General features: G+C 66.7%; 28 protein-coding genes and 1 tRNA gene. 17 read left to right on the top strand and 12 right to left on the bottom strand.

From position 1 onward, the window contains the following. From metG to PHA8399_RS00690, 6 genes are all read right to left on the bottom strand, one after another. Entirely contained in the window at positions 1-1,719 is a 1,719-nt protein-coding gene (metG, locus tag PHA8399_RS00665) for a methionine--tRNA ligase (RefSeq protein WP_208856254.1), read from the bottom strand. Positions 1,720-1,966: 247 nt separating this feature from the next. Next, positions 1,967-3,193 (bottom strand): MFS transporter, encoded by a 1,227-nt coding sequence (locus tag PHA8399_RS00670; protein ID WP_058284294.1) that lies wholly within the window; start codon positions 3,191-3,193, stop codon positions 1,967-1,969. A gap of 104 nt (positions 3,194-3,297) precedes the next feature. Next, entirely contained in the window at positions 3,298-3,918 is a 621-nt protein-coding gene (locus PHA8399_RS00675; protein WP_058284295.1) for a YceI family protein, read from the bottom strand. 226 nt (positions 3,919-4,144) lie between these two features. Beyond that, positions 4,145-4,999, bottom strand: a complete 855-nt coding sequence (locus PHA8399_RS00680; RefSeq protein WP_145976954.1) for an ImuA family protein — start codon at positions 4,997-4,999, stop codon at positions 4,145-4,147. Between the two features lie 180 nt (positions 5,000-5,179). Further along, positions 5,180-5,974, bottom strand: a complete 795-nt coding sequence (locus PHA8399_RS00685; protein WP_058284296.1) for an alpha/beta fold hydrolase — start codon at positions 5,972-5,974, stop codon at positions 5,180-5,182. 20 nt (positions 5,975-5,994) lie between these two features. Then, positions 5,995-6,396, bottom strand: a complete 402-nt coding sequence (locus tag PHA8399_RS00690) for a rhodanese-like domain-containing protein (RefSeq protein ID WP_058284297.1) — start codon at positions 6,394-6,396, stop codon at positions 5,995-5,997. Positions 6,397-6,518: 122 nt separating this feature from the next. On the opposite strand from PHA8399_RS00690, the gene PHA8399_RS00695 reads away from it, so the two are divergent. Further along, complete coding sequence (locus PHA8399_RS00695; RefSeq protein ID WP_058284298.1) at positions 6,519-7,562, top strand: aldo/keto reductase; 1,044 nt, start codon at positions 6,519-6,521, stop codon at positions 7,560-7,562. Between the two features lie 105 nt (positions 7,563-7,667). Here PHA8399_RS00695 and PHA8399_RS00700 read toward each other — a convergent pair whose 3' ends face one another. Further along, entirely contained in the window at positions 7,668-8,651 is a 984-nt protein-coding gene (locus PHA8399_RS00700) for a GlxA family transcriptional regulator (RefSeq protein WP_058284299.1), read from the bottom strand. 133 nt (positions 8,652-8,784) lie between these two features. On the opposite strand from PHA8399_RS00700, the gene bcoG reads away from it, so the two are divergent. The 4 genes from bcoG to PHA8399_RS00720 all read left to right on the top strand — a co-directional run bounded on the left by bcoG (position 8,785) and on the right by PHA8399_RS00720 (position 12,629). Beyond that, complete coding sequence (bcoG, locus tag PHA8399_RS00705) at positions 8,785-9,702, top strand: 3-dehydrocarnitine:acetyl-CoA trimethylamine transferase BcoG (protein WP_058284300.1); 918 nt, start codon at positions 8,785-8,787, stop codon at positions 9,700-9,702. Positions 9,703-9,772: 70 nt separating this feature from the next. Next, entirely contained in the window at positions 9,773-10,339 is a 567-nt protein-coding gene (locus PHA8399_RS00710) for a lipocalin family protein (protein WP_058284477.1), read from the top strand. A gap of 45 nt (positions 10,340-10,384) precedes the next feature. After that, a complete protein-coding gene (locus PHA8399_RS00715; protein ID WP_058284478.1) occupies positions 10,385-11,860 on the top strand; it encodes a carnitine 3-dehydrogenase in 1,476 nt (491 codons plus the stop codon). Positions 11,861-11,870: 10 nt separating this feature from the next. Next, positions 11,871-12,629 carry an SDR family oxidoreductase gene (locus tag PHA8399_RS00720; RefSeq protein ID WP_058284479.1) on the top strand — a complete coding sequence of 253 codons (759 nt, stop codon included), beginning with the start codon at positions 11,871-11,873 and terminating at the stop codon, positions 12,627-12,629. A gap of 98 nt (positions 12,630-12,727) precedes the next feature. Here the strand turns inward: PHA8399_RS00720 and PHA8399_RS00725 are convergent, their stop codons facing one another. Continuing rightward, complete coding sequence (locus tag PHA8399_RS00725; protein WP_058284301.1) at positions 12,728-13,606, bottom strand: helix-turn-helix domain-containing protein; 879 nt, start codon at positions 13,604-13,606, stop codon at positions 12,728-12,730. A 114-nt stretch (positions 13,607-13,720) separates the two neighbouring features. Between PHA8399_RS00725 and PHA8399_RS00730 the strand changes: the two genes are divergently transcribed. Genes PHA8399_RS00730 through PHA8399_RS00740 form a run of 3 tightly spaced genes read left to right on the top strand, consistent with a single transcriptional unit; the run spans position 13,721 to position 15,755 of the window. Next, complete coding sequence (locus PHA8399_RS00730) at positions 13,721-13,927, top strand: DUF2061 domain-containing protein (RefSeq protein ID WP_058284302.1); 207 nt, start codon at positions 13,721-13,723, stop codon at positions 13,925-13,927. After that, a complete protein-coding gene (locus PHA8399_RS00735; RefSeq protein ID WP_058284303.1) occupies positions 13,920-14,834 on the top strand; it encodes a fatty acid desaturase in 915 nt (304 codons plus the stop codon). The genes PHA8399_RS00730 and PHA8399_RS00735 overlap by 8 nt, the downstream gene beginning before the upstream one ends. Before the next feature lie 18 nt (positions 14,835-14,852). Next, the gene (locus PHA8399_RS00740; RefSeq protein WP_058284304.1) at positions 14,853-15,755 is read left to right on the top strand and encodes an EamA family transporter; all 903 of its coding nucleotides are present in this window, start codon (positions 14,853-14,855) and stop codon (positions 15,753-15,755) included. 58 nt (positions 15,756-15,813) lie between these two features. On the opposite strand, the gene PHA8399_RS00745 is transcribed toward PHA8399_RS00740, so the two are convergent. Continuing rightward, on the bottom strand, positions 15,814-16,545 hold the full coding sequence (locus PHA8399_RS00745; RefSeq protein WP_058284305.1) for an NUDIX hydrolase: 732 nt from the start codon (positions 16,543-16,545) through the stop codon (positions 15,814-15,816). Positions 16,546-16,549: 4 nt separating this feature from the next. Beyond that, complete coding sequence (locus tag PHA8399_RS00750) at positions 16,550-16,972, bottom strand: DUF983 domain-containing protein (protein WP_058284480.1); 423 nt, start codon at positions 16,970-16,972, stop codon at positions 16,550-16,552. 197 nt (positions 16,973-17,169) lie between these two features. Between PHA8399_RS00750 and PHA8399_RS00755 the strand changes: the two genes are divergently transcribed. From PHA8399_RS00755 to PHA8399_RS00770, 4 genes are all read left to right on the top strand, one after another. Then, complete coding sequence (locus tag PHA8399_RS00755; RefSeq protein WP_058284306.1) at positions 17,170-17,646, top strand: EF-hand domain-containing protein; 477 nt, start codon at positions 17,170-17,172, stop codon at positions 17,644-17,646. Positions 17,647-17,713: 67 nt separating this feature from the next. After that, on the top strand, positions 17,714-18,295 hold the full coding sequence (locus tag PHA8399_RS00760; protein WP_058284307.1) for an RNA polymerase sigma factor: 582 nt from the start codon (positions 17,714-17,716) through the stop codon (positions 18,293-18,295). After that, positions 18,288-18,662, top strand: a complete 375-nt coding sequence (locus PHA8399_RS00765) for a hypothetical protein (protein ID WP_058284308.1) — start codon at positions 18,288-18,290, stop codon at positions 18,660-18,662. The genes PHA8399_RS00760 and PHA8399_RS00765 overlap by 8 nt, the downstream gene beginning before the upstream one ends. Then, on the top strand, positions 18,659-19,150 hold the full coding sequence (locus tag PHA8399_RS00770) for a periplasmic heavy metal sensor (protein WP_058284309.1): 492 nt from the start codon (positions 18,659-18,661) through the stop codon (positions 19,148-19,150). The genes PHA8399_RS00765 and PHA8399_RS00770 overlap by 4 nt, the downstream gene beginning before the upstream one ends. A 99-nt stretch (positions 19,151-19,249) precedes the next feature. On the opposite strand, the gene PHA8399_RS00775 is transcribed toward PHA8399_RS00770, so the two are convergent. Next, a complete protein-coding gene (locus PHA8399_RS00775) occupies positions 19,250-20,644 on the bottom strand; it encodes a diguanylate cyclase domain-containing protein (RefSeq protein ID WP_058284310.1) in 1,395 nt (464 codons plus the stop codon). A gap of 115 nt (positions 20,645-20,759) precedes the next feature. Here PHA8399_RS00775 and PHA8399_RS00780 point away from each other — a divergent pair, with 115 nt between their 5' ends. The 5 genes from PHA8399_RS00780 to PHA8399_RS00800 all read left to right on the top strand — a co-directional run bounded on the left by PHA8399_RS00780 (position 20,760) and on the right by PHA8399_RS00800 (position 25,609). Then, on the top strand, positions 20,760-21,044 hold the full coding sequence (locus PHA8399_RS00780) for a DUF3572 domain-containing protein (RefSeq protein ID WP_058284311.1): 285 nt from the start codon (positions 20,760-20,762) through the stop codon (positions 21,042-21,044). Between the two features lie 58 nt (positions 21,045-21,102). Further along, positions 21,103-21,792: an HAD family hydrolase gene (locus PHA8399_RS00785; RefSeq protein WP_058284312.1), complete on the top strand. Its 690-nt coding sequence runs from the start codon at positions 21,103-21,105 to the stop codon at positions 21,790-21,792. 235 nt (positions 21,793-22,027) lie between these two features. Then, positions 22,028-23,587, top strand: coding sequence for a trimethylamine methyltransferase family protein (locus PHA8399_RS00790; protein ID WP_058284313.1), 1,560 nt, complete (start codon positions 22,028-22,030; stop codon positions 23,585-23,587). 385 nt (positions 23,588-23,972) lie between these two features. Further along, positions 23,973-24,560 carry a heme NO-binding domain-containing protein gene (locus PHA8399_RS00795; RefSeq protein ID WP_058284314.1) on the top strand — a complete coding sequence of 196 codons (588 nt, stop codon included), beginning with the start codon at positions 23,973-23,975 and terminating at the stop codon, positions 24,558-24,560. After that, positions 24,557-25,609, top strand: coding sequence for a GGDEF domain-containing protein (locus tag PHA8399_RS00800; RefSeq protein ID WP_058284315.1), 1,053 nt, complete (start codon positions 24,557-24,559; stop codon positions 25,607-25,609). Before PHA8399_RS00795 ends, PHA8399_RS00800 begins: the two co-directional genes overlap by 4 nt. A gap of 184 nt (positions 25,610-25,793) precedes the next feature. Here PHA8399_RS00800 and PHA8399_RS00805 read toward each other — a convergent pair. Next, a tRNA-Glu gene (locus PHA8399_RS00805) sits at positions 25,794-25,868 on the bottom strand. Positions 25,869-25,939: the final 71 nt, after the last annotated feature.

The following is a 25,939-nucleotide window of genomic DNA, read 5'->3' on the forward strand; positions in this document are numbered from 1 at the left end:
TTAGCTGCGGGTGCCGGAGAAGCGCGCCTGCCAGTCTTCGCGCTGTTCGTCGGTGATCTTGGCGAACAGCACGTCCGGCACGGTGAAGCCGTGGCCTGCGGGCAGGGCGGAGAGCGCCGCCGCCGCATCCTCGGGCCAGCTGCGGTCGTCCGAGTTCAGCGCCGCCATCAGCGTGTCGGTGGCGTGCGGGATGAAGGGCGCCGACAGCACCGCGTAAAGGCGGATCAGGTTCAGGCCCAGGCGCACCTGCGCGGCGGCGCGCTCGGGGTCTTCCTTGAACACCGACCAGGGCGCGGCCGACTGCAGGTATTCATTGCCGGCAACCCAGATCGCCCGCAGCTCCTGCGAGGATTTGCGAACCTCCATCGCCTCCATATGGCCCTCATAGGCGCGGATGCGGGTGCTGAGCTCCTCGATCAGCGCCTGTTCCTGCGGCCCGTAGTCGCCGCCAGCGGGAACCTCTTCGCCGAACTTGGAGCGGCAGAACTTGGTGATGCGGCTGACGAAGTTGCCCAGCACGTCGGCCAGGTCCTTGTTCACCGACTGCTGGAAATTCTCCCAGGTGAATTCGGAGTCAGAGCTTTCCGGCGCGTGGGACAGCAGCCACCAGCGCCAGTAGTCGGCGGGCAGGATCTCCAGCGCCTGGTCCATGAACACGCCGCGCCCCTGCGAGGTGGAGAACTGGCCGCCGTCATAGTTCAGGTAGTTGAAGGATTTCAGGTGGTCGACCAGCTTCCACGGCTCACCCGAGCCGAGGATGGTGGCCGGGAAGGACAGGGTGTGGAAGGGGACGTTGTCCTTGCCCATGAACTGGACGTATTTGACATCCTCCGCGCCCTTGTCGGTGCGCCACCAGCGCTGCCAGTCGGCGTCCGGCCTGCCGCTGGCATCGGCCCATTCCTTGGCGCAGGCGATGTATTCGATCGGCGCGTCGAACCAGACGTAAAAGACTTTGCCCTCCATGCCGGGCCAGTCCTCGTCGCCTTTCTTGACCGGCACGCCCCAGTCCAGGTCGCGGGTGATGCCGCGGTCCTGCAGGCCGTCGCCGTCATGCAGCCATTTCTTGGCAATCGAGGTGGTCAGGACCGGCCAGTCCTTCTTGGAGTCGATCCAGGCGTCCAGCTGATCCTTCAGCTGCGACTGGCACAGATACAGGTGCTTGGTCTCGCGCACTTCCAGGTCGGTGGAGCCGGACACGGCAGAGCGCGGGTTGATGAGGTCGGTGGGGTCCAGCTGCTTGGTGCATTCCTCGCACTGGTCGCCGCGGGCGTGCTCATAGCCGCAGTTGGGGCAGGTGCCCTCGATATAGCGGTCGGGCAGGAAACGGCCGTCGGCGTTGGAATAGACCTGCTTTTCGGTGACTTCGCGGATCAGGCCTGCTTCGGCCAGCTTGCCTGCGAAATGCTGGGTCAGCGCGTGGTTCTGCGGGCTGGAGGAGCGGCCGAAGTGGTCAAACGACAGGGCGAACCCCTTGGCGATCTCTGCCTGGATGGCGTGCATCTCGGCGCAGTATTCCGCGACCGGCTTGTCCGCCTTGGCGGCGGCCAGTTCCGCCGGGGTGCCGTGCTCGTCGGTGGCGCAGAGGAACATCACCTCATTGCCGCGTCCGCGCTGGAACCGGGCATACAGGTCGGCAGGCAGCTGCGAGCCCACCAGGTTGCCCAGATGCTTGATCCCGTTGATGTAAGGGATCGCCGAAGTGATCAGAATGCGTGCCATGCCATCCATCCAGGTTTTGCGTCAGAGGCCCGTCTAACGCATGGCAGGCGCGGCGGAAACCCCTGCTGTGCGCCGCACGGGAGGAGGCGGGCGGACGCGCTTGTCCTCTGTAGGGCGGGCAAAATGCCCCTGGCCTCTGATCTGGCGTTGCAGGGGCGCAATCCGTGAATGTAAACAAAGCCTTAAAGGGTCATAGATGCTGTCCGAATGTTTCGCGCGCGAAACATTCGGACAGAAATGCTTACCTTTATTTCCGGCGCTCGCGGGTCCGTTTCAGCAGGCGGCCGATGGTGAAAGAGGTGCGCGGCGCATAGACATAGCTGGTGCGCTCTTCCGGGGTCGCGCGGACTTTCATCCGGCTGAGGCCGAAGACGATCAGCAGCACGTGGCCGCCGGCAACATAGGCAAACAGCGCCGGCGGTCCGTAGGCATCAATCAGCGCCGAGGAAACATAGGGCGAGGCGATGGCGCCAAGCGCGTACCAGAACATCAGCGCCGCCGACAGCTCGACCCGTTCGGCGGTCGTGGCAAAGTCGTTGGCGTGGGCGGCCGAGACCGAGAAGATCGGGAAGGTTGTGAAGCCGAAGAACCCTGCCGTCACCATCACCCCCAGGGTGCCGGTGCCGCTGGCCGCCATGGTGATGCCGCAACTGAGAATGGCGGCGCCCGACAGCCAGATCAGCACCCAGCGGCGGTCGTATTTGTCGGCCAGCCAGCCCATCGGGTACTGCGCCAGCGCGCCGCCCAGCACGAAAGAGGCAAGGAAGAAGGCGATCTGGCCGATCTCCAGCCCGACCTCCTGGCCATAAATCGGGCCGACCATCCGGAAGGAGGCGGAGCTGAGCGCGGCCACGATCACCCCCGCCACGGCCAGCGGCGAGCAGCGCCAGGCCAGTTTGGGGCGCAGGCGCGGCGCGTCGGGGATTTCCGGCTGGCTGGCCCGGGTCAGGGTCAGCGGCAGCAGCGCCGCGCAGCACAGCAGCGCCAGCAGGTTGTACGAGATATAGGCTGCGGGCGGCAGCACCGCGATGATCAGCTGCGCCGCCAGCGAGGCGCTGAGGTCGGCCAGCCGGTAGGTGCCCATGGCGCGGCCGCGGGTTTCGTTGGTGACCTTGGCGTTGAGCCAGGCCTCGATCACCGTGTAGCAGCCTGCCACGCACAGGCCGGAGGCCATCCGCATCGCCGCCCAGGCATAGGGGTTTTCGGTCAGCGTGTGGCCCAGCAGCCCCATGGCGCCAAGCGCGGTGCACACGGCAAAGGCGCGGGAATGGCCGACATTGCCCATCAGCCGCGGCGCCCACCAGCAGCCGATGAAGAAGCCGAGGAAATGGCCGGAGCCCAAGAGGCCGATCTGCTCCGTGGTGAAGTTGAGCGTCAGCCCTGAAATGGCATCGAGCGGGCCGACGCCTCCGGTCGACAGCTGCAGCAGGATGACGGACAGGAACAGGGCGGCAAAGGAGATGATCAGGCGCATAACGGTGCGACCATGACAGGCTGAGACGGCATTGCCAGCCGGTTTCCGCCAAACCCGTGTCGTATTTCTGCGCGGCGGTGCTTTTCGGCACGCCGCGGGCGGGGTCAGCCCGCTTGCCGGATGCGGGCCCGGATCGCCAGGCTCACCCGGTCGGCGACCAGGCCCGCATAGCCGTTGGCGCCGAAGGCGGCGCGGCTGAGCGCGCCTGTAAGATGCACGTCCAGTTGCCGCAGGTCGTCCGGCGCGCTGCCGGGACGGCGGTAGAGCGCGGCCTGCAGGGTGACCGGCCGGGTGGTGCCGCGCAGAGTGAGATCGCCGGTGATCTGCGCGCCGCCGGACAGCCGCCCGTCAGGCCCGAGGCGGACCCGGGTGGAGCGGAAGCGGATGTCCGGATGCCGGGCGGCGTCCAGAATGCCCGGGCTTTTCAGCGCTTCGGTGGCAAAGACCAGCCCTGTCCGGGCGCGCCGCGCGTCGAGGGTGATATCGGCCTCGCTCCGGGCCAGGTTCTGCGGGTCGATGCGGATGCGCGCCGCGCGCACCGGAAGCCGGCCCTGCTGCGGCTGGCCGTTGAGCAGGAAGGTGAAGCGGACGTCGGTGGCGCTGGGCACCAGGCGGTACGGCAGCGGCGCCGCCATCAGCGCCTGCGGCGCCAGCAGCGCGGCGCTGAGGCCTGCCAGCAGGCGGCGGCGCTGTATCCGGGCAGGCGGTGTCCGGGCTGTTTGCATGAGGCTTTTCCAATCCGTTTTGCGGGCTGCCGTCCGAGCTTATCGCGGTTTCCCGGCGGGGCGGCTCACTTTCCCGCGTGCGGCGCCGGGGGGCTTGCGCAATCCCACGAAGCACCGGCAGGCCTGCGGCGGCGCGGCTGGCTCCCCCCAGGCGCCGGCTTTTTGCCAAAAGCCATCGCCTGTTGGGCCCGGCACCGTGCAAAGCCCGGTGCCGGGCCCAAAGCCGCTAAGGCGGCGCTGGCGCAGCCAGGGCCTCCTGCGGGTGCGGGAGGGCTCCGGATCGGCCTTGGGGCATGGCCCCGGATTGGCCTTGGGACAGGCCTTGGGCGGTCCCGGCAGGCTCCGTGCCTGCCGGGACCGCTTGGGGTGCCGGAACAGCCTGCAGCGGGCTGCCTGCGCCAGCCTGGAGGATCTGCCAGCTGCGGGGCGGCAGGGTGCGGGCGCGCAGGCGCTGCAAGCTCCAGCAGCTTTGCGGGGCGGTGCCCTCCCCGCCGGCCGCTTGGCCGCACGCGGGCAGGTCATGGCGCAAGCGGTTGCGGGCCGCGCGGTTATGGGCAGGGGCAAGATGCCAGCGGCTTTCGATGCCCTGGGCGCCGCCCTGGCCGGGGGTCAGCAGCAGGCCCAGCGGCGCCGGGCCGAAACACCCGCCGGCCTCCGCCGCCAGGTGCAGCCGCCGCACCGGGGTCATGGCGGGCGGTTCGGGCAGCTCTGCCACCACCAGCGCCGCTGCGCCGCTGCGCAGGGCTTCCTCCATGGCCCAGAGCTGGTCCTCTGTCCGGGCGGCCTGCACGAACAGGAAGCGGGCGGGGCTGGCACAGGCGGCCAGCCCCTCCGGGTTCAGCGGGCGGCCGCCCCGCGGCGGCAACAGCCACAGGACCGGCGCGGGGGCCGTTTCCGGTGCGGTTTGCCAGGCGCTGTTCCGGGCGGCTTGCTGGGCGGCGGCGGCGAGCCAGAGCGCAAACCGGTGGCGGGCGGGGCCGCAGGCCTCATGCGTGCGGCCGTGCTCCAGGGCAATCCCTTCCGTCAGGGGCAGCGCCGGGCGGGGGCTGTGGCGGCGGCGGTTGAGCAGGTGAGTCGGCATGGAGTGACTATAGAGTGTTCGCTATTTGTTCTCAATTGTAACCGTGGGCGCAGGGGGATCTGCCGCAACGTGGTGCTCCCGCCCGGACCCGCGCCTCCGCGAGAGGCGCAGTTCCGGTTGGGCCGGGCGCCGCGCGTTGCGCGGCGCGGCGGCGCGTGCGGCAGGCCGGTCCGGACGCTGTCAGGCCGGGGCGAGCGCGTCTTCGAGCGCCTGGAAAAAATCCGCTCGGGCATGGGTCTCGATCCAGGGCTTGTGGCCGCAGCGCCGCAGCAGGCGGAAGCGGAGCCCCGGCAGCGCCTTTCGCAGCGGCTGTCGGACGCCGGCGGCCGGGTGCGGATCCTGATCGCCGTGAAGGACAATCACCGGGCAGCGGATCCTGGCCGCCTCCCGCAGCAGCACGCCGGAGCGGCGCAGCTCTGCAGCCTCGGCCCGGACGCTTTGGAAAATCCCGCGGTCAAAGGAGATCTGCGGAGGCGGAAGATCCGGCAGCGGCGCACAGGCCTCTGCCTGGTCCAGCAGCTGCACCGCGCGGGCCAGTCCTGCCGGCGTCTCCATGCCGCTGCCGCCAAGCAGCGCAGTCAGCTCCTGCCGTTCCGCAGGCCGCAGGCGGGCCTGCCGGACGGCGTCAATCTGTGCCGCAAACCGGGCCTCGAAGGGCGGGCAGCCTGCCAGTACCAGTTTGGCGGCCAGATGCGGATGCCGGGCTGCCAGCAGGCAGGCCAGCCAGGCGCCCCAGGACAAGCCGATCAGAACCACAGGGGCGGCGCAGGCCGTCTCCAGCTGGTGCCGCAGCTCGGAGATCTGTCCCTCCACGGAAGTCTCGGACTGCCAGGGCTCCAGCACACCAAAACCGCGGGCGGCCAGTTCCTGCGCCACCGGGGCCGCCTCGCCGGCAGCACCCGGGCCGCCGTGCAGCACGGCGGCGGTGAACGGCGGGGCGCCGTGCTGCCGGGTGAAGGGAGCCGCGGGCTGCATCCTGCGCTTCCTTGCCTGGCTCAGCCCTCGCGCGGGACGACCGGGCCGCCCTGTTTGGCCCATTCGGTGAAGCCGCCCTCCAGATGCACCACGGGGTTCAGCCCCATCTCCATCGCCGCTTTGGCGCTCAGCGCCGAGCGCCAGGCGCTGGCGCAGTAGAACACATAGGTCTTATCCTGGTTGAACACAGGTTTGTGGTAGGGGCTGTCCGGGTCGATCCAGAATTCCAGCATCCCGCGCGGGCAGGAAAATGCGCCTGGGATCATGCCGGTGCGCTGCAGCTCGCGGATGTCGCGCAGGTCGACGAAGACGTAGCTCTCGTCCAGAACCTTCTGCTTGGCCTCTTCGACGGGCATGGTGCCGACCAGGCTGTTTGCCTCGGCCAGCAGCGCCTTGACGCCCTTGGTGATGGTTTGCGGCATGGGAACTCCTTTGCTCGGCTTGCGCGCAGGCTGGCCGCTTTGCCGCGCCGGTGCAAGCGGCTTGCACTTCCCGGGCGGGGCCTTAGGGTCGCAGGCACATCCGCAACTGGGGAGCGCGCGATATGAAAATGAACCCGTTGGGCCGTACCGGCATCGAGGTCTCTGAACTGTGCCTGGGCACGATGACCTTTGGCACCCAGACGCCGGAGGCGGAGGCCCATGCGCAGATCGCCATGGCGCTGGCGGCAGGCGTGAACTTTGTTGACACGGCCGAGATGTATCCGGTGAACCCGGTCAGCGCGGAGACCATCGGCAACAGCGAGCGCATTATCGGCAGCTGGAACGCAAAGACGGGGCGGCGCGGGGAATATATCCTGGCAACCAAGCATTCGGGCGAGGGAATGAAACATGCGCGGGACGGGGCGCCGATCTCGTCGAAGACCATCGCGGCCGCCGTGGAAGGCTCGCTGAAACGGCTGCAGACGGATTACATTGACCTCTACCAGTTCCATTGGCCGAACCGGGGCAGCTACATGTTCCGGCAGAACTGGACCTATGACCCCTCCGGCCAGAACCGGGAGGCGGTGCTGGCCAATATGGAGGACTGCTTGGAGGCGCTGCAGCGCGAGGTGGAGCGCGGCACCATCCGCGCCTTTGGCCTGTCGAACGAAAGCGCCTGGGGCACCGCCCAGTGGCTGCGCATCGCCGGAGAACGCGGCTGGCCGCGGGTGGCGACGATCCAGAACGAATACTCGCTGCTGTGCCGGATGTATGACACCGACCTGGCGGAGCTGAGCGTCAATGAGGACGTCGGCCTGATGGCGTTTTCGCCGCTGGGCACCGGGCTGCTGACCGGCAAGTATCAGGACGGGGCGGTGCCGGAGGGTTCGCGCAAATCGATCAACCCGGAGCTGGGCGGGCGCCACTCGCCGCGGGTCTATGAGGCGGTGGCGGCCTATCTGGAGATTGCCAGGCGGCACGGGCTGGACCCGGTTCATATGGCGCTGGCCTGGTGCCGGACCCGGCCGTTCATGGCGTCAGCAATCTTTGGCGCCACCCGCCTGCCGCAGCTGGAGCATCTGCTGCAATCGGTGGAAGTGGAGCTGAGCCAGGAGGTTCTGGACGAAATCAACGCGGCGCACCGGGCGCATCCGATGCCGTATTGAGGCAGGTTGAAGCGGGCGGAGGAGGGGGCGCTGCCCCCTCTTGCGCTTGCGGCGCAATTCACCCCCGGGATATTTCCGGCCAGAAGAAAGGGATCCTGCCGGGGGTCAATGCGCTGTCGGGCGGGCCTGTTCCTGGCGCAGGTCGCGGGCCGAGGTGCCGTGCGCAGTGCGGAAGGCGCGGGCGAAGCTTGACTGCGAGGTGAAGCCGGTCGCCATCGCCACCTCCATCAGCGGCATGTTGGTATCGGTGACCAGGCGGCGGGCTTCGGCCAGGCGCAGCTGCAGGTAGTGATCCTGCGGGGTGGTGTTGAGGCGCAGGCGGAACTGCTGCTGCAGGCTGCGCGGGCTGGTGCCGAGCGTCTCGGCGATGGCGCTGAGCGGCAGCGGCTCGTCCAGCGCTGACTCCATCAGCGCATTGGCTTTGGCGGTCAGCGCATTGTGCTTGCGGCCGCCCAGCCGGCTTTGCGGGCGGGGTGCGGCGGCGGGGCCATCGTAAAGGAACAGCCCGGCCACCCGCGCGGCAAAGCCGGCCCCGTGGCGGGCGCCGATGACATGCAGCATCATCTCGATCGCGGGCGTGGCGCCGCCCGACGTGAGGCGGCCCTCGGACACAGTGAAGCGGTCGTTGCGGGCGTCCACCTCCGGGAAGCGGGCGGCAAAGTTCTCCAGATCTTCCCAGTGGGTGGTGGCCGGGTGGCCGTCCAGCAGGCCGGCTTCGGCGAGCAGCCACGGCCCGCCGTCGATGCCTGCGATGGTGGCGCCGGTGGCGGCGATGCGGCGCAGGCCGGCCAGCAGGCTGGGGGTGGCGTGGCGGGCCAGCTGAAAGCCGGCCACGACGATCAGCAGCTCGCAGCCCTCAAGCCGGGCCAGGGGAATGCTGGGCACGGTGAGGCCGCTGGTCAGCATCGGCGGCTCTGCCGTGGCGCTGACGTAATCCCAGTCGAAGGCCGCGCGGCCCGCCAGCCGGTTTGCGGCGCGCATCGGGTCCACCGCCGCCGCGAAGGACAGCGTGTTGCATTCGTCCAGCACCAGCAGCGCGGTTTTCAGCGGCCGGTTTTCGGGCTGCAGGATGTTTTTTGCGGATTTCATCAACTTCGATTCGCCTGGTGTAAACTGTGCCGCAAAAGGCTGCGGCAGAGTCGGTGCCAGCGCAAATCAGAATCTGGGGAGGAGCCTGGGGATAACCCGAGGCAAAACCCTGTACATCGACGGGAGAAGAAAAATGCCGCTGGAAATGAACCGCGAGGTCTTTATCACCTGCGCCGTGACCGGCTCGGGCAGCACCCAGGACCGCAGTCCGCATGTGCCCCGTTCGCCCAAGGAAATCGCTGAGTCGGCCATTGCGGCGGCCAAGGCCGGGGCGGCCATCGTCCACTGCCACGTGCGCGATCCGGAAACTGGCGCGCCGTCCCGGCGCCTGGATCTCTACCGCGAGGTGACCGAGCGTATCCGCGATGCGGAGGTGGATGTGGTGCTGAACCTGACCGCCGGCATGGGCGGCGACATGGTGTTCGGTGACACCGAAAACCCGCTGCCGCTGAAAGAGGCGGGCACCGACATGGTCGGCGCCACCGAGCGGATGGCGCATGTGGCGGAATGTCTGCCGGAGATCTGCACCCTGGACTGCGGCACCATGAACTTTGCTGAGGCCGATTATGTCATGACCAACACGCCGGGCATGCTGCGGGCGATGGGCCAGATGATGACCGATCTGGGCGTTAAGCCGGAGATCGAGGCCTTTGACACCGGCCACCTGTGGTTTGCCAAGGAGCTGGTGAAGGAAGGCGTGCTGGAGCCGAAGGCGCTGGTGCAGCTGTGCATGGGGGTGCCGTGGGGCGCGCCGGATGATCTGAACACCTTTATGGCGATGGTCAACAATGTGCCGGACGACTGGACCTTCTCGGCCTTCGCGCTGGGCCGCAACCAGATGGCCTATGCGGCGCAGTCGGTTTTGGCGGGCGGCAACGTGCGGGTCGGGCTGGAGGACAATCTGTGGCTTGGCAAGGGCGTGCTGGCGGAAAACTGGCAGCTGGTCGAGCGGGCAAACACCATCGTGTCGAACATGGGCGCGCGGGTGATCGGGCCGCAGGAGGTGCGCGAGAAGCTGGGTCTGACAAAACGCGCGCCGGCGGGCGGCTGAGGGAACCGCTCAGGACACGGGACGTTGGGGTGTGATGAAAACCAACGTTCCGATTCAGGAGATTCCGTCCATGACCTTCCGCACATTTATCCCGGCAATTGCTGCCTCAGCCCTTGTTATCGCTGCGGCGGCCTCGGCCCGGGCGGAGGGGTACCGGGACACCGGCGTGCCGATGACGGTGCAGGAAGACCTGGATCTCTCCCGCTATCTGGGGACCTGGTACGAAATCGCGCGCTTTCCCAACAGCTTTGAAGAAGGCTGCGAAGGGGTGACGGCAACCTACAGCGCGCGGGAGGATGGGCGGATCAGTGTCGTCAACCGCTGCCGCCGCGAGGGTCTGGATGGCCCGGTCGAGGCGGCGGAGGGGGTGGCCCGCGTCCGGGCGCCGGGCAAGCTGGAGGTGAACTTCGTCTCCTGGCTGAGCTGGCTGCCGCTGACCTGGGGCGATTACTGGGTGCTGGACGTGACAGAGGATTACTCGGTTGCGGTGGTCGGCACCCCGGGCGGCGAACAGGGCTGGATCCTCGCGCGCAGCCCGGAACTTGGCGCGGAAGAACTGGACGCGGCCAAATCCGTGCTGCGCAGCAATGGCTATGACCCTGAGGCATTGGAGATGGTGCCTCAGACCAAGGAATAACACACGGGCCCGGCGGCCGGGTCCCTCGGAGGATGGACGACAATGGTGGAGCAATCTGCGGCAATTATCGGCGGCGGGGTTATTGGCGGCGGCTGGGCCGCGCGGTTCCTGCTCAATGGCTGGAACGTGCGGGTGTTCGACCCGGACCCGGAAGCGGAGCGCAAGATCAGCGAAGTGCTGGCCAATGCCCGCCGCTCGCTGCCGGGCCTGGGCAATGTGGCGCTGCCTGCGGAGGGCAGCCTGACCTTCCATGCCACCATTGCCGAAGCCGTGGACGGCGCGGCATGGATCCAGGAGAGCGTGCCGGAGCGGCTGGACCTGAAGCAGAAGGTTTATGCCGAGCTGCAGGCCCATTGCGCGCCGGATGCGGTGATCGGCTCTTCCACCTCGGGCTTCAAGCCGTCGCAATTGCAGGACGGGCGGGAGAACCCCGGCCAGATCGTGGTCGCGCACCCCTTCAACCCGGTCTACCTGCTGCCCTTGGTGGAGCTGGTCACGACAGCGGCCAATCCGGCGGGCGTCATCGACCGGGCCAAGGAGATCATCACTGCCATCGGCATGTATCCCCTGCACCTGAAGAAAGAAATCGACGCCCATGTGGCGGACCGTTTCCTGGAGGCGGTCTGGCGCGAGGCGCTGTGGCTGGTGAAGGACGGCATTGCCACCACAGAAGAGATCGACAACGCGATCCGCTACGGCTTTGGCATCCGCTGGGCGCAGATGGGCCTGTTTGAGACCTACCGGGTGGCTGGCGGCGAGGCGGGCATGAAGCATTTCATGGCGCAGTTCGGCCCGTGCCTCAGCTGGCCGTGGACCAAGCTGATGGATGTGCCGGAGTTCACCGATGAGCTGGTCGATCTGATCGCGGGCCAGTCGGATGAACAATCCGGCCAGTATTCGATCCGAGAGCTTGAGCGGCACCGGGACGACAACCTGGTGGGCATGATGCGGGCGCTGGGCAGCAACGACTGGGGTGCGGGCGCACTGCAGAATGCCCATGACCGGGGCCGCGAGGGCGAGGCGGGGCTGGTGCGCGCGATTGATGACATTGAGGACCTGAGCCAGCCGGTGCTGACCCAGAGCCGCGTGGTGCCGCTGGATTGGACCGATTACAACGGCCACATGACCGAGAGCCGGTACCTGGATGCCTTCGCGCAGTCCACCGACCGGCTGATGATGATCATCGGCTGCGATGCGGAGTATATCGCCAACGGCGGCAGCTACTTCACCGCCGAGACCCATATCCGCCACATCGACGAGGTCCATGCGGGCGACCCGATCCAGGTGCGGACCCGGGTGATCATGGGGGCGGGCAAGAAGATGCACCTGTGGCACGAGATGTATTCGGGCGAGCGTCTGCTGGCGACCGGCGAGCATATGCTGCTGCACGTGGACCTTGCGACCCGCCGCCCTGCTCCGCCTGCGCCGCATATCGAGGCCAATCTGGTGAAGCTGGCCGAGGCCCACGCCGCGCTGCCCGCGCCGGAGGGTCTGGGCCGCGCCATTGGCGCGCCGCGGTGAGTTCTGCGGCATGAGCCGGGTTCTGATCACCGCCGGCGGCTCCGGCATCGGCCGGGCCATGGCGGAAGGCTTTGCCGCCGCCGGGCATAAGGTCTGGGTCACGGATGTGAGCGCCGTGGCCCTGGCGGATGTGCCGGAGGGCTGGCGGACAACGGCGGTGGATGCCACCGACGAGGCGGGTGTGAAGGCGCTGTTTGCCGAAATCGTTGACGCCTGGGGCGGGCTGGATGTTCTGTGCGCCAATGCGGGCATCGCCGGGCCGACCGCATTAATCGAAGACATTGCGCTGGAAGACTGGCGCAAATGCGTGAGCGTCAATCTGGAGGGCTGCTTTCTGGCCGCCAAATACGCCGCACCTTTGATGAAGGCGGCCAGGGCCGGGTCGATCATCGTGACATCCTCAACTGCCGGGCAGTACGGCTACCCGAACCGGGCGCCTTATGCTTCGGCCAAATGGGCGGTCATCGGGCTGATGAAGACGCTGGCGATGGAGCTTGGCCCCTTTAATATCCGCGCCAATGTGATCTGCCCCGGGGCGGTGGAAGGCCCGCGGATGGAGGGCGTGCTGGAGCGCGAGGCGGCGGCCAAGGGCATGACCCGGGACGAGGTCTATGCGGGCTACGCCGCGGGCACCTCGATGGGGCGGTTTGTGGAGGCGCGCGACATTGCCAATATGGCGGTGTTCCTCGGCTCGGACGCGGCGCGGCTGGTGTCGGGGCAGGTGATTGCCGTGGACGGCCATACGGAGAACCCGGACCCGAAGGTTTGAGGAAGGGGCGGCGGGCGGAACCGCCCGCCCAACGGAAAAGTGTTCCGCCCGGCCGCAAGGCCGGGCTGCGCCTGCCTGCCCCTCGGCAGGCGCAGCCCTCAGTGTTCGGTGGATCCGCTGCTGATCGCCGCCCTGAGCGCCCGGAGCCGTCCCGGCAGCTGCCGTGCGGTGATACCCGCCTCGCGCACCAGATTGTCGAAATGGCTGGTGAAGGTGGCGATCCGCTCCTTGTCGCGGAAGGCGAGGTAATGGGTGCCGGCGTAAAACACGCACAAAAGCGGGCCGAAGATGGTGATCGGCGAGGAGTAAAGCCGCTTGGCATCGAACAGGTAGATGCGCAGGCGCGGGTAGAGCTGCTCGCAGAGCCGTTCGAACTGGGCGAGCTGTTCCAGACGCACCTCCAGCGGCAGCCCTTCATAATAGCCCACGCCATGCGCGAAGCTGTCTAGCTCGTAGAGCGGCAGCGCGATTTCATAGTCAGACGGCGACTGGCGCATCCAGGTCAGCCGGTCCTCTGACGCGCCGATGGCCTGATCCGCCGTGCGGCCCAGGTGCGGCGAATACTCCCATTCCAGCAAGGCGCGTGTTTTCAGCATGTCGGGCAGCGCAGCCGGCACGTGGCGGATCTTGTAGCCCTCGGCCTCCTGATGCCAGTCAAAGATCCGCTCATCCACCAGGGCGCGGGGAGCTTCGGTGAGGGAGAGGCTGGAGGCCAGCAGCTCCGCCGCGCTTTCGGGCCGGTCGGAGAGGCTGAGGAGCCAGTCGGCTGAGACCCCCAGCGCACCGGCACAGGCCCCGACCACATGCGCGTTGGGGAGCCGCGCGCCTTCATCCGTCAGCAACTGCGAAATGGTGGAGCGGTCGACGCCGACCGCACGGGCCAGGGCGCTTTGGCTGAGGCCGCTGTCGCTCAGCGCCCGGTTCAGCCTTTGCCGGAACTGTTCCGCCCGCACCCGTTTGTCGATATTTTCTATCATGCGTTTATAATTATCATAATCGTTGGATTTTGTTAACTCTATTCGGAATTCTGCACACCCTCCTGCGGCGGTACCTTGGAAACAAGCACTTACCCAAGAATAACAGGAGGCAACATGGAAACGCGCAAGCGCTCCATAGTGAAGGCAGTGATTTGGAACGGTCTCGGGCTGGTCTCGATGACGCTGGTGGGGCTGGCGGCCACCGGCTCTGTCAAGGCGGGCGGGGCGATGGCGCTGGTCAATACCGGCATCGGGTTCACCGTCTACCTGGCGTATGAACGCGTCTGGGCGCAGGTCCAATGGGGGCGGCGCCATGTCTGAGCGCCGCACCGGATATCTGCCGCAGGGGGCGGAGTGGGGAACCCTGGCGCTGATGCTGGCGTGCTACGGCGGCTGGCTGGCGGCGCTGTGGCTGCTGCCCGGCGTCAGCCTGGCGCTGACCGTTCTGGCGCTGGGCGTGATGGCGGCGCTGCATTCCTCGCTGACCCATGAGGCGTTGCACGGGCATCCGTTCCGCCGCCGCTGGCTGAACGAGGCGCTGATGGTCTTCCCCCTCAGCATGGCAATCCCCTATGGCCGGTTCCGCGACACCCATCTGGCGCATCACGAGGATGAGGCGCTGACCGACCCCTATGACGACCCGGAGAGCAATTTTCAGGATCCGGGCGTCTGGGCGCGTCTGCCTGCGTGGCGCAAGACCCTTTTGCGGATCAACAACACGCTGCTGGGGCGGATGGTGCTGGGGCCGCTGCTGGGGCAGATCTGCTTTATGGCGGCTGACTGGCGGCTGGCGCGCAAGGGGGCGCCGGGCATCCTGCGGGACTGGCTGCTGCACGCGGTCGGCCTGATCCCGGTGATCTGGGTGGTGCTGCAATCGCCGGCGCCGCTGTGGGCGGCGGTGCTGGGGGCCTACATGGGGCTGGGGATTTTGAAGATCCGCACCTTCCTGGAGCACCGGGCGCATGAAACCGCCCAGGGCCGCACCGTGGTAATCGAGGATACCGGGCCGCTGGCCCTTTTGTTCCTGAACAACAACCTGCATATCGTGCACCACATGCATCCGGGCGTGCCTTGGTATGCGCTGCCGCAGCTGTACCGCACCCGCCGGGAGGCGTTTTTGCAGGCCAATGGCGGCTACTTCTACCGCAATTACCTGCAGATTTTCCGCAACTACCTGCTGCGCGCCAAGGACCCGGTGCCGCATCCGCTCTGGCAGCAGGGGGAATAAGCGCGCATAAGCACAGGCATGTTTGCCTGGATCCCCGTTTCCATTGCCGCTGCTTCATTTCAGACCGTGCGGTTCATGCTGCAAAAGGTCCTGAGCAGCGTGACGCTGTCGCCGGGCGGAGCCACCTTCGCCCGGTTTTTATATTCCGCCCCCTTCATTCTGGCAGGTCTGGCGCTGTATCTGGCAATCTCTGGCCAGGCGCTGCCGCCGCTGCCGCTTGCGTTCTGGATCTATGCGGCGATTGGCGGCACCGCGCAGATCCTTGCGACGGTCTGTGTGGTGGCGCTGTTCAAGCAGCGCAACTTCGCGGTGGGGATCACTTTCAAGAAGACCGAAGTTATCCAGACCGCCATCGTCGGGCTGGCGGTGCTGGGCGATCCGGTCAGCCTTGGCGGCTGGGTCGCGATCCTGATCGGGCTGGCGGCGGTGCTGGTGCTGTCGCGGGCGCCGGATGCGGCGGGCGCGTGGTGGCGGCACCTGACCAACCGCGCGGCGCAGCTGGGGCTGGGATCCGGCGTGCTGTTTGCCTTTTCCGCGGTCAGCTACCGCGGCGCCTCCTTGCAGCTGGGCGATCTGGAGCCTGCGTTCCGCGTGGCGGTGACGCTGGCCGCGGTGGTGTCCTTGCAAACGCTGTTCATGGGCGCGTGGCTGGGACTGCGCGACAGGGATGAGATCGCCCGGGTCTGGGCGGCGCGCAAGGTGGCGGTCTGGGTGGGGCTGACCAGCATGGGCGGCTCGTTCTGCTGGTTCTGGGCCTTTACGCTGCAAAACGCGGCCTATGTGAAGGCGGTGGGGCAGGTGGAGCTGCTGTTGTCGCTGCTGGCCTCGGTGCTGTTCTTCAAGGAGAAGGTCACGGGCCGCGAGCTGGCGGGCATGGGGCTGCTGATCGTGTCGATCCTGGTACTGGTTCTGGCAATCTGACCGGTGCCGCCTGCGGCAGTGCAGCCGGGATTAGGGGATAATCCCGGCTCGGAAAACGTTACCCGTCCGCGGGCATCGGATAGCCCTTGAGGCGCAGGAACAGGCTGGCCTCGTCGTTGTTGTGGAAATAGGGCACGCTTTGCGGCGGCTCGGCATCGCGGACGCGGGCGGTGACCTCGGCCAGCACCACCTCGGTGATGAAGGGCAGATCGAAACTGCGCACCTGGCTCAGCGGGATCCACTGCAGATGCGACAGCTCATCCGCGGCGCGGGAGAAATCGTCCAGATCGCCGGTGATCTGATCGGCATCCACCAGGAAGAAGCGCGCATCGAAACGGCGCGGACGGCCCGGCGGGGTCAGGGCGCGGAACACGAACTGCATGGCGCGGGCTGAGGGCACATGGCCGGTGGCGGCAAAGCCCTGCCAGTCTTCGGGCACCTCTCCGGCCCAGCTGCCGGGCTCGCCCAGGATCAGGCCGGTTTCCTCCCACAGCTCCCGCACCGCGGCGACGCTGAGGGGGTGGTGCACGCCGTCCGGTGCCTTGTCGGCCAGGCGTTCCTGGCAGACGGGGGAAATTGGCGAGGCCAGGGGGACCTGCGCGTCTTCCGCATCAACCGCGCCGCCTGGGAAAACGAATTTGTTCGGCATGAAGGCGGCCTGGGCGCCGCGCTGGCCCATCAGCACCTGCGGGTCGCTGGTCATCCGGCCGCGCATGGCGATGACCGTGGCCGCGTTGCGGATCGCGGTCTTGTCGGTGGTGGTTTCGCCGGAAAGAAATGTGTCGCTCATGCAGTTACTGCCCTGTTACCGCCGGGGAGTTCTTGCCGAACCCGTGCATCCGCCGCGCCCATTGGTAGGCGATGACGATCCCCTTCATCCGCGGCAGAAGATAAAGAGAAGAGGCCAGACAGCCAATCGTGAACACGGTGAACATTACTAAGGGTTCTGGCCGCCAGGAGAAATAAACCACATGCATCAAGGGCGCCATGACGTGGCCAACGATCAGGATCGTGAGATACGCGGGACCGTCATCGGCGCGCGCGTGGGTCAGGTCCAGGCCGCAGTGGCTGCAACTGCTGTTCACCTTCAGATAGGAATGCAGGAGCTTGCCCTGCCCGCAGTTGGGGCATTTGCAGCGCCAGCCCTTGGCCAGGGCGGGCATGGTGGGGCGGTCGTGCTCTGCGTCATGGGCCGTAACGGCGGGGGACTCGGTCATGAAAATATCCTGTGTGCTGCCCGCATCTTTGCGCGCTTCAGAAGGGGGCGAAAGGGGAAAGCCCGAATTCTGCGCCGGTTTGCCGCAACGTGCCGGGTGCAAAAAAATCTTCGCCGCTGCGACGGATCTGCGCGGCTGGCGCGTTTCTCTTGTGCATCAGGCAGCAAGAGGCTGCCGCAGGACAAAGGAAAGACGATATGAAACACGTCAAGTTCATTACCGCGATCGTTGCCGCCGCTGCCGTGACTGCTGGCGGTGCTGCCCTGGCGCAGGGATTTGGGCACCACGGGCCGCGGATGTCCTTTGAGGAGATCGACGCGGACGGCAATGGCGAGGTGACCAAGGCCGAGATTGAGGCGATGAAGGACGCGCATTTTGCCAAAGCTGACGCCGATGGCGACGGCAAGCTGACGCTGGAGGAGATGCAGGCGCGGGCACGGGAGCATGCCAATGAGCGGGCCGCACAGATGCTGGAACGCTTTGACACCGACAAGGATGGCGCGTTGACTATGGACGAGCTGCCGCAGCCGCGCCGGGCGGGCAAGATGTTTGATCGCATGGATGCCGACGGCAGCGGCGGGATCTCCAAGGCGGAATTCGAGAATGCCCGGATGCATCGCGGCGGTATGCACGGCCATGGGGCCGGGCAAGGGAATGCTACGGAGCAGAACTGATCGCTGACGCGTGCTGCATAAGACGGAAATATCGCGGCGCCGGGCCCCTGACGGGGGTCCGGATGCCATGAGCGCAGCGGCGGAGGAGGCCTCTGACGATGCGCTCATGGTGCTCTATGCCAATGGCGACGGGCGGGCGGCGGCGGAGCTGACCGCGCGGCTGGGGCCGCGGGTCTTTGGTGTGGCGATGCGGGTGATGGGCAACCGCACGGACGCCGAGGATGTGACCCAGGAGGCGATGCTGCGCTTGTGGAAGATGGCGCCGCAGTGGCGGCCGGGGGAGGCGCAGGTGTCGACCTGGCTCTACCGGGTGGCGATGAACCTGTGCATCGACCGCAAGCGGCGCGCCCGCGGCGGCCATGCGGATCTGGATGCGGTGCCCGAGCCTCCGGACCCGTGCCGCTCGGCGGCGGAGCAGATGCAGGACGGCGCGCGGCAGGATGCGTTGCAGGCCGCCCTGATGCAATTGCCGGAGCGGCAGCGCCAGGCGGTGGTGCTGAGGCACCTGGAAGAGCTTTCGAACCCGGAAATCGCCGGGATCATGGACATCAGCGTCGAGGCGGTCGAGAGCCTGACCGCCCGGGGCAAAAGGGCGCTGGCCGCGGCTTTGGCCGGGCGGCGCGAAGAGTTGGGGTATAGCGATGGCTGACACGGATAAAGCACTGGAGGAGCTGGAGGATCTGTTTGCCGCGGCACGCAGCGCGCGGCCCGGAATGCCGGCGCATCTGAACACTGCCATTCTGGCCGATGCGGCACGCGCGCAAGCGGGCTTCAGCGCCGCGCGGCCTGCGCGGGCGGTGCGGCAGCCGAAGTGGCGGCAACTGGTCGAGGCGATTGGCGGCTGGCCTGCGATGGGCGGGCTGGCGGCGGCCAGCGCGGCGGGCCTGTGGATCGGGATGGCGCCGCCGTCCTTTGTGCCGGACCCGGTGGTTTTGGCGGGCTATGAGGAGAGTGGCAGCGTGTTTGCCGATGACAGCTATGACATGGCGCTGATGCTGAGCGAGGACCTGCAATGAGTGCGGAGGGTAAACCCGGAATGAAGCTGTGGCTGAAGCTTTTGCTGGCGGCGTCGCTGGCGCTGAACCTGGCGGTGATCGGCATCGCGGCCGGCGCGGCCTGGCGGTTCTCCGGCTCAGACCGGCACTGGCAGCGGCCGCCGTCGGTCGGGGCGATGATTTTCCGTGAGCTGGACCGCGATACCCGCAAGGCGCTGCGGCAGCAGGCGGGCGGGCATCACGGCAGCTACTTCGAGCGCCGTCATGCTGAGGGTGAGGCGGTGATCGCGGCGCTGCGCAGCGGCAGTTTCGACGCCGCAGCGCTGCGGGACATGCTGCGCAGCCAGGCGGACGCGCGCCACGCCTTCCACACTAAGGTGCAGGACGCCTGGGTGCGCAAGATGGAGGCGATGACGCCGGAAGAGCGTGCCGCCTTTGCCAACCGGATGGAAGAGCGGATGCAGCAGCGCGGCAAGCGGTGGCACGGGGCTGGGCACGGGCGGGACTGATCCGCGTGCGGCAGGCATTGGAGATCGCTATTCACTGGAAAGGCAGCCGGTCGCGGCTGCCTTTTTTGTGAGTGCCGGAATTTGCAAAAGGCGCCGGCCTCAGGCGGCCACGGTGCATTCTCTGGGAAGCGTCACCTGGTTGCGGCCGGCATTTTTGGCGTTGTAGAGCGCCTGATCCGCCTTCTCGACCAGCGCGGCGGTGCTGTCCTCCTTGCCGCCGCCGCCCATGACGGCGCCGATGCTGATGGTGACCTTGACCGGCTCGGCGGCGCCGGGGACCTGGAACGGGGTTCCGTTGATCGCGTTGCACAGGGCGACGGCGGCGATGCCGGCCTCCGCCTCGCTGGCGCCGGGCAGGACGGCCATGAACTCTTCGCCGCCGACGCGGGCCAGCAGGTCGGCCGGACCCAGCACCTGCTGCATGCGGCGGGCGGCCTCGATCAGCACGGCATCGCCGGCCGGATGGCCGTAAACATCGTTAATCCGCTTGAAATGGTCGAGGTCGGCCAGCATGACGGCGAATTTTTCGCCGTTGGCGGCGGCGGAATGTGCCACCCGGTCCAGGAACGGCTTGGCGTAGCGGCGGTTGTAAAGCCCGGTCATCGGGTCCAGCACCGCAGCGCGCAAGCCGTTGCGGACGCTGTCGCGCAGCCGGTCCTTGCGGGCCTTGTGCTGCAGCTGGGCGGTGAGGCGCAGCTTCAGCTCTTCGACATCGAAGCCGGTCTGCAGCACGTCATGGGCGCCGCGGTCCAGCGCTTCGGCGGCGATCTGCGGGTCGGCCGGATTGGGCACCGCGATCACCACCGTCTGGCGGGTGGCGGCGCGGGCGCGCAGATCGGCCAGCAGCCGCAGGCCGGGGCCGGCCGAAGCCTCGTTCAGCTCGATGATGATGGCATCGGCGACCGGCGCCTGCATCAGCCCCTGGATGTCGCTGATCGTGTGGGTGCGCAGGGCGTAGGGCAAGCAGGCGGAGAGATGGTCCCGCCAGGCCATGGCGGTGCGCGGGTCCTGCGCCACCAGGGCAACGGAGGCGCTGCGCAGATCCTCGGCGCAGCAGCGGTCGCTCAGCGGCAGAATGAACCCGTGCGACGCATCGCGCTGCAGGTTCAGCTCCTCATCGGCGCTGCGGGCGCGCAGCAGGCTGCGGATGCGGGCCTGCAGGATCACGTCGTCCACCGGCTGCTGCAGCACATCGTCAATGCCTGCGGCCAGCGCCTGCAGCCGGGCCTTGTGGCCCTCCCAGTCGGAAACCGCGATCACCGGCAGGTCGGCCAGCGCCTCATCCGCGGCCAGCTCGCGTTTCACATCGGCGGCGGTGCCGTCGGGCAGCGACATCGCGGTCAGCACCAGGTCGGGGCGGTGCTGGCGGGCGGCCTGCAGCACCTCGGCCACGCCGCCGGCCTGGACCACATCGTAGTAGGCAGCCGCCAGCTGCACCTTCAGCATGATGCGGTTGGTGGAGACGCCGTCGATGACCAGGATAGTGCCTTGCACGCGGTATCCTTTCGCCCCTTGCAAATCCTATGACTGGAAGTTTTGCTGAGACTGGTTAAGAAACCCTTTCGGATTTTTACTAAATTGGCCGCAATGCGGCAGGAGTGTGGAGAACATGCGGATTTCCGCCGATGGCGCCGAGACCCTGGCGCTGAAAGCCCTGGCCTGGCTGGCCGGAAATGATGAGCTGCTGCCGGTGTTTCTGGGCGCAACAGGCGCCAGCGAGGCGGATCTGCGCGCGCGGGCGGCGGAGCCGGAGTTCCTTGGCTCGGTGCTCGATTTCTTAACGATGGACGACAATTGGGTGATGCAGTTCTGCGATTCCCAGGGCCTGGCGTATGAGATGCCGCTGCAGGCGCGGATGTCGCTTCCGGGCGGGGCGCAGGTGAACTGGACTTGAGATCGGCGGGGGGGGTGCCTGGGGTCCCGCCAAGACCCCGCGGAGGAGAGGACCCGCCATGCCCGTTGATGCTTTTCTGTTCGACAAGGACGGAACCCTGTTCGACTTTGCCGCCACCTGGAACGGCTGGGCGGCGCAGGTGCTGGAGACGCTTGCCAAGGGCGACCGGGCGGTTCTGGAGGCGATGGCTGAGGTGATCAGCTATGATCTGGAACGGCGGGCGTTCAACCCCGACAGCCTGGTGATCGCCGGCTCCAACGACGAGGTGGCGGAGGTGCTGGCGCCGTTTGTGGCGGAAATGGAGATCGAGGAACTGGCGGTGTTCCTGGCCCGAAGCGCTGCGGAGGCGGAGCTGGCGCCGGCGGTGCCGCTGGCGGAGTTCCTCGACGGGCTGCTGGCGCGCGGCAAGGTGCTGGGGGTGATGACCAACGATGCCGAGCTTTCCGCCAGGAGCCAGCTGGAGCGGGCCGGGGTGCTGGACCGCTTCGCCTTTGTCGCGGGCTGCGACAGCGGCCATGGCGCCAAGCCGGACCCGGACCCGCTGCTGGCGTTTTGCAGGGTGACTGGAATACGGCCTGAGCGGACCGCCATGGTCGGCGACAGCCTGCACGATCTGGAGGCCGGCGCCGCAGCCGGGATGCGGCGGATCGGCGTTCTGACAGGCATGGCGCTGCGCGAGGAACTGGCGCCGCACGCGGATATCGTGCTGCCCGACATCGGCCATATTCCGGCCTGGATCGACGGCTGAGCCTTTGCTGATTCCCGTGCCCTGAGATGGTGAGGGGCAGCTTTACCGGCGCACGGTCCCTGTGCGCCGGTTTTTTTGCGGCAGACTGGGCATAAGTGTACAGAAATATCCCGTACCGCCGGATTCCAGTGAAAAAACGACAGCCGTGGTCGGGAACGGACAGGTTCGGGCAGCCGGGACTGGCACAGTGGATGGCTATCGGCACTTGCGAAATTCGGATTCAGGGGGGACCGGCATGGCAGAGACAGGCGCACGCAAGCGGCGGGGCGGGGGCAGGGCAGGCGCGGCGGCCCGGCGCGGCAGTGCGGCACTGGAGCAGATGCCCTGGCAGGTCCCGGTCAACATCGACCGGCCGACTGAGCCTTTGACAGAGGAAGGCATCCAGGCGATCCACGAGGGGGCCATGCGCATCCTGGAAGAGATCGGCGTGGTGTTCCTGAACCCGGAAGCGCTGGAGATCTTCAAGCAGGCCGGCGTCAAGGTCGAGGGCGAACTGGTCAAAATGGACCGCGATTTCGTGATGGAGATGGTGGGCAAGGCGCCCCGCGAATTCTCGATCACGCCGCGCAACCCGGACCGGACCATTCCGCTGGGCGGCAACCACATCCTGTTCGGCAATGTGTCCTCGCCGCCGAATTACTGGGACATGGAGCTGAACAAGAAGGTGGCGGGCAACCGCGAGCAATGCCGCAACCTGCTGAAGCTGACGCAGTATTTCAACTGCATCCACTTTGCCGGCGGCTACCCGGTGGAGCCGGTGGACATCCATGCCTCGATCCGGCATCTCGATGTGCTCTATGACAAGCTGACCCTGACAGACAAGGCGATGCACGCCTACAGCTTGGGCAAGGAGCGGGTCGAGGATGTGATGGAGATGGTGCGGATCGCCGGCGGGCTCAGCCATGAGGAGTTCGACGCCAAGCCGCATATGTACACCAACATCAACTCCACCTCGCCGCTGAAGCACGACTTCCCGATGATCGACGGCTGCCTGCGGCTGGCGCGGCGCGGCCAGGCCATCGTGGTGTCGCCCTTTACCCTGGCGGGCGCGATGGCGCCGGTGACCATGGCGGGCGCCGTGGCGCAGTCGATTGCCGAAAGCCTCTGTGCGATTGCTCTGTTTCAGTACGTGCGCCCCGGCACGCCCTGCGTGATCGGCACCTTCACCTCCAACGTCGACATGAAATCGGGGGCGCCTGCGTTCGGCACGCCGGAATACATGCGCTCAACCCAGATGACCGGGCAGATGGCGCGGTTTTACGGGCTGCCGATGCGGTCCTCCGGGGTTTGCGCCGCCAACGTGCCGGACGGGCAGGCGGTCTGGGAGACTTCGAATTCGCTGTGGGCGGCGGTGCAGTCGGGCACCAATATGGTCTACCACGCGGCCGGCTGGCTGGAGGGCGGGCTGATTGCCAGCCCGGAAAAGTTCATCATGGATTGCGAAATCCTGCAGCAGATCCAACGCTACATGCAGCCGCAGATCACCGCCACCGGTCCGGAGGAGATCGCGCTGGATGCGATCCGGGAGGTGGGCAACGACGGCCACTTCTTCGGCATCCAGCACACCCAGGACCGCTATGCGACCGCCTTTTATCAGCCATTCCTGAGCGATTGGCGCAACTATGAGGCCTGGGAGGCGGCAGGCGCCACCTGGACCGCGCAGCGCGCCCACAAGCTGTTCAAGGAAATCATTGCCGAGTTCGAGGAGCCGCCGATCGATCCTGCGATCCGCGACGAACTGGCGGACTTTGTTGCCCGCCGCAAGTCCGAGGGCGGGGCGCCCACTGACTTCTGACGCCAGTATCTGCGCGGTGAAAGGCGGAGGGCGCGCCCTCCGCCTTTTCGTTCGGCAGGCTGGCGGCAGGACAGATCCCGCCGGTCTGGCGGGCTTGTCCGGCTGCGCTCTTGCCTCTGGGCGCCAGCCGGTTCAGTACAGACGCAACAGAGTCTGAGAGCAGGCTGACAGGGCGCTGTGCCGGATTTGATTGGCCAGGGGCCTGTGGCCGGATTGCGCTCGCAATACGCACAATGCCAGTGTCTGCTGCGCAGGAGGCAGGCTGGGTGCAGAAGTCATAAAAACCGGGGAAAATGCGCGCGATAGACCACCTAAATTTGCTTTGTTGGGCCTTTCTTAACCCGCAGGCGTCAAGACTGCGGCATAGGCAAAGAGGGGCCATTGCATGCACGGTCTGATCAACAGGGCGATTCAGGCTTTTGTGACCAGTACCTACGGGGCAGACCGCTGGGAAGAGGTTATGGAAGAGGCCGGACTCGGGTTTACCGAGTTCGAAGCGATGCTGTTTTACACGGATGAGCAATCGGGCCGGATGCTGGCGGCAATGGAAAAGATCCTGGCACGCCCTCTGCCGGAAATGCTGGAGGACATGGGCACCTTCCTGGTGTCCAACCCGCAGGTGGAGGCGCTGAGACGGCTGCTGCGCTTTGGCGGTGTGAATTATGTGGAGTTCCTGCATTCTCTGGATGATCTGCCGGACCGGGCGCGGCTGGCGGTGTCCGACCTGCATCTTCCGGCGCTGGAATTGGTGGAGCAGACGCCGCAGCAGTTCGAGCTGGTGTGCCAGCCGGGGCTGCCCGGCTATGCCTATGTTCTGATGGGCGTTCTGCGGGCGATGGCCGATGATTACGGCGACCTTGTGTTTCTGGATCACAGCGGCACCCAGGGCGGCGCCGAGGTGATTTCCATCACCGTGGTGGAAACCAAGTTCGCCGCCGGGCGCGAATTTGATTTGGGGGCGCACTCGTTATGATGACACTCCAGCAGCTGACGCAGATGGCAGGCGTGGTCTGCCCGATGTACGTGATTGCCGATCCCAAGGGGCGGATTGTCTCTGCCGGGCCGACCCTGAAAAAGCTGCGCCCGCAGCTCACCTGGGAGGGGCGCCGGTTTTTCCGGGTGTTTGATCTGTCTCGGCCGCGCTCGGTGCGCTCGGTGGAGGATCTGCTGCGCACCTCCGGCAGCAAGCTGCATTTGCAGTTCCGCGACGCGCCGCAGACCGGGCTGAAGGGGGTTTGCACGCCGCTGCCGGACGGGCAGGGCGCGTTCATCAACCTGTCTTTCGGAATCTCCGTTCTGGAAGCGGTGCGCGACTACGACCTGACCAGCGCCGATTTCTCGCCCACCGACCTGACCATCGAAATGCTCTATCTGGTGGAGGCGAAATCCGCCGCGATGGAGGCGTCGCGCCAGCTCAACCTGCGCCTGCAGGGGGCAAAGATTGCCGCAGAGGAACAGGCCTTTACCGATACGCTCACCGGGCTCAAGAACCGCCGGGCGATGGATCATGTGCTGCGGCGGCTGATCGCCAGCGGCCGTGAATTTGCGTTGATGCATCTGGACCTGGATTTCTTCAAGCAGGTGAACGACACGCTGGGCCATGCCGCCGGCGATGCGGTGCTGCAGCAGGCGGCGCGGATCATGGTGGAATGCACCCGCCAGTCGGACACGGTGGTCCGGGTGGGCGGCGACGAATTTGTGATGATCCTCGAAGGTGTGCTGGACACGGCGCGGCTTGCGGCCATTGCCAAGCGGCTGATTCAGCAGCTGGAGGAACCCATCCCCTTTGGCGCCCAGACATGCAGGATTTCCGCCAGTGCGGGCACCACCCTGTCGACTTGGCAGAAGGTTCCGGACCCGCAGCAGCTGCTGAACCAGGCGGATCTGGCGCTTTATGCGGCCAAACGCGCCGGGCGGGCGCAGCATTGCTTCTACCGGGAGGGTATGGAGAAGGATGAGGCAGGCCCGTGCAGCAGCGGCGAGTCTGAGCCGCGGCAGGCGGCGGGCGGGCCTGCGTCCTGACCGGCTGGACTACGGCAGACCATACTGAACCGGGGCGGAGATAACGCCGTGGTTCAGCGTGTTATCCATACATGGTCCAAACAGCGCATCGCATGGAAATAGTCCAAACAGCGCCCAGCACGGACGCCGCTGAACGGATCAAGCCTGCGCAAATACGCTGCTTTTCTCATTTTCTTGGAAGAAGTGGCAGCCCGTAGGGGAATCGAACCCCTCTTTCCAGGTTGAAAACCTGGCGTCCTAACCGATAGACGAACGGGCCACTCTGTCTGTGAGGCGCTGTTTACTGATTGCGCCGGCCGGGCGCAAGAGGATTTTTGCAGAAAGGCGAAT

Source organism: Leisingera aquaemixtae, from assembly GCF_001458395.1.
Classification (GTDB): Bacteria; Pseudomonadota; Alphaproteobacteria; order Rhodobacterales; family Rhodobacteraceae; genus Leisingera; species Leisingera aquaemixtae.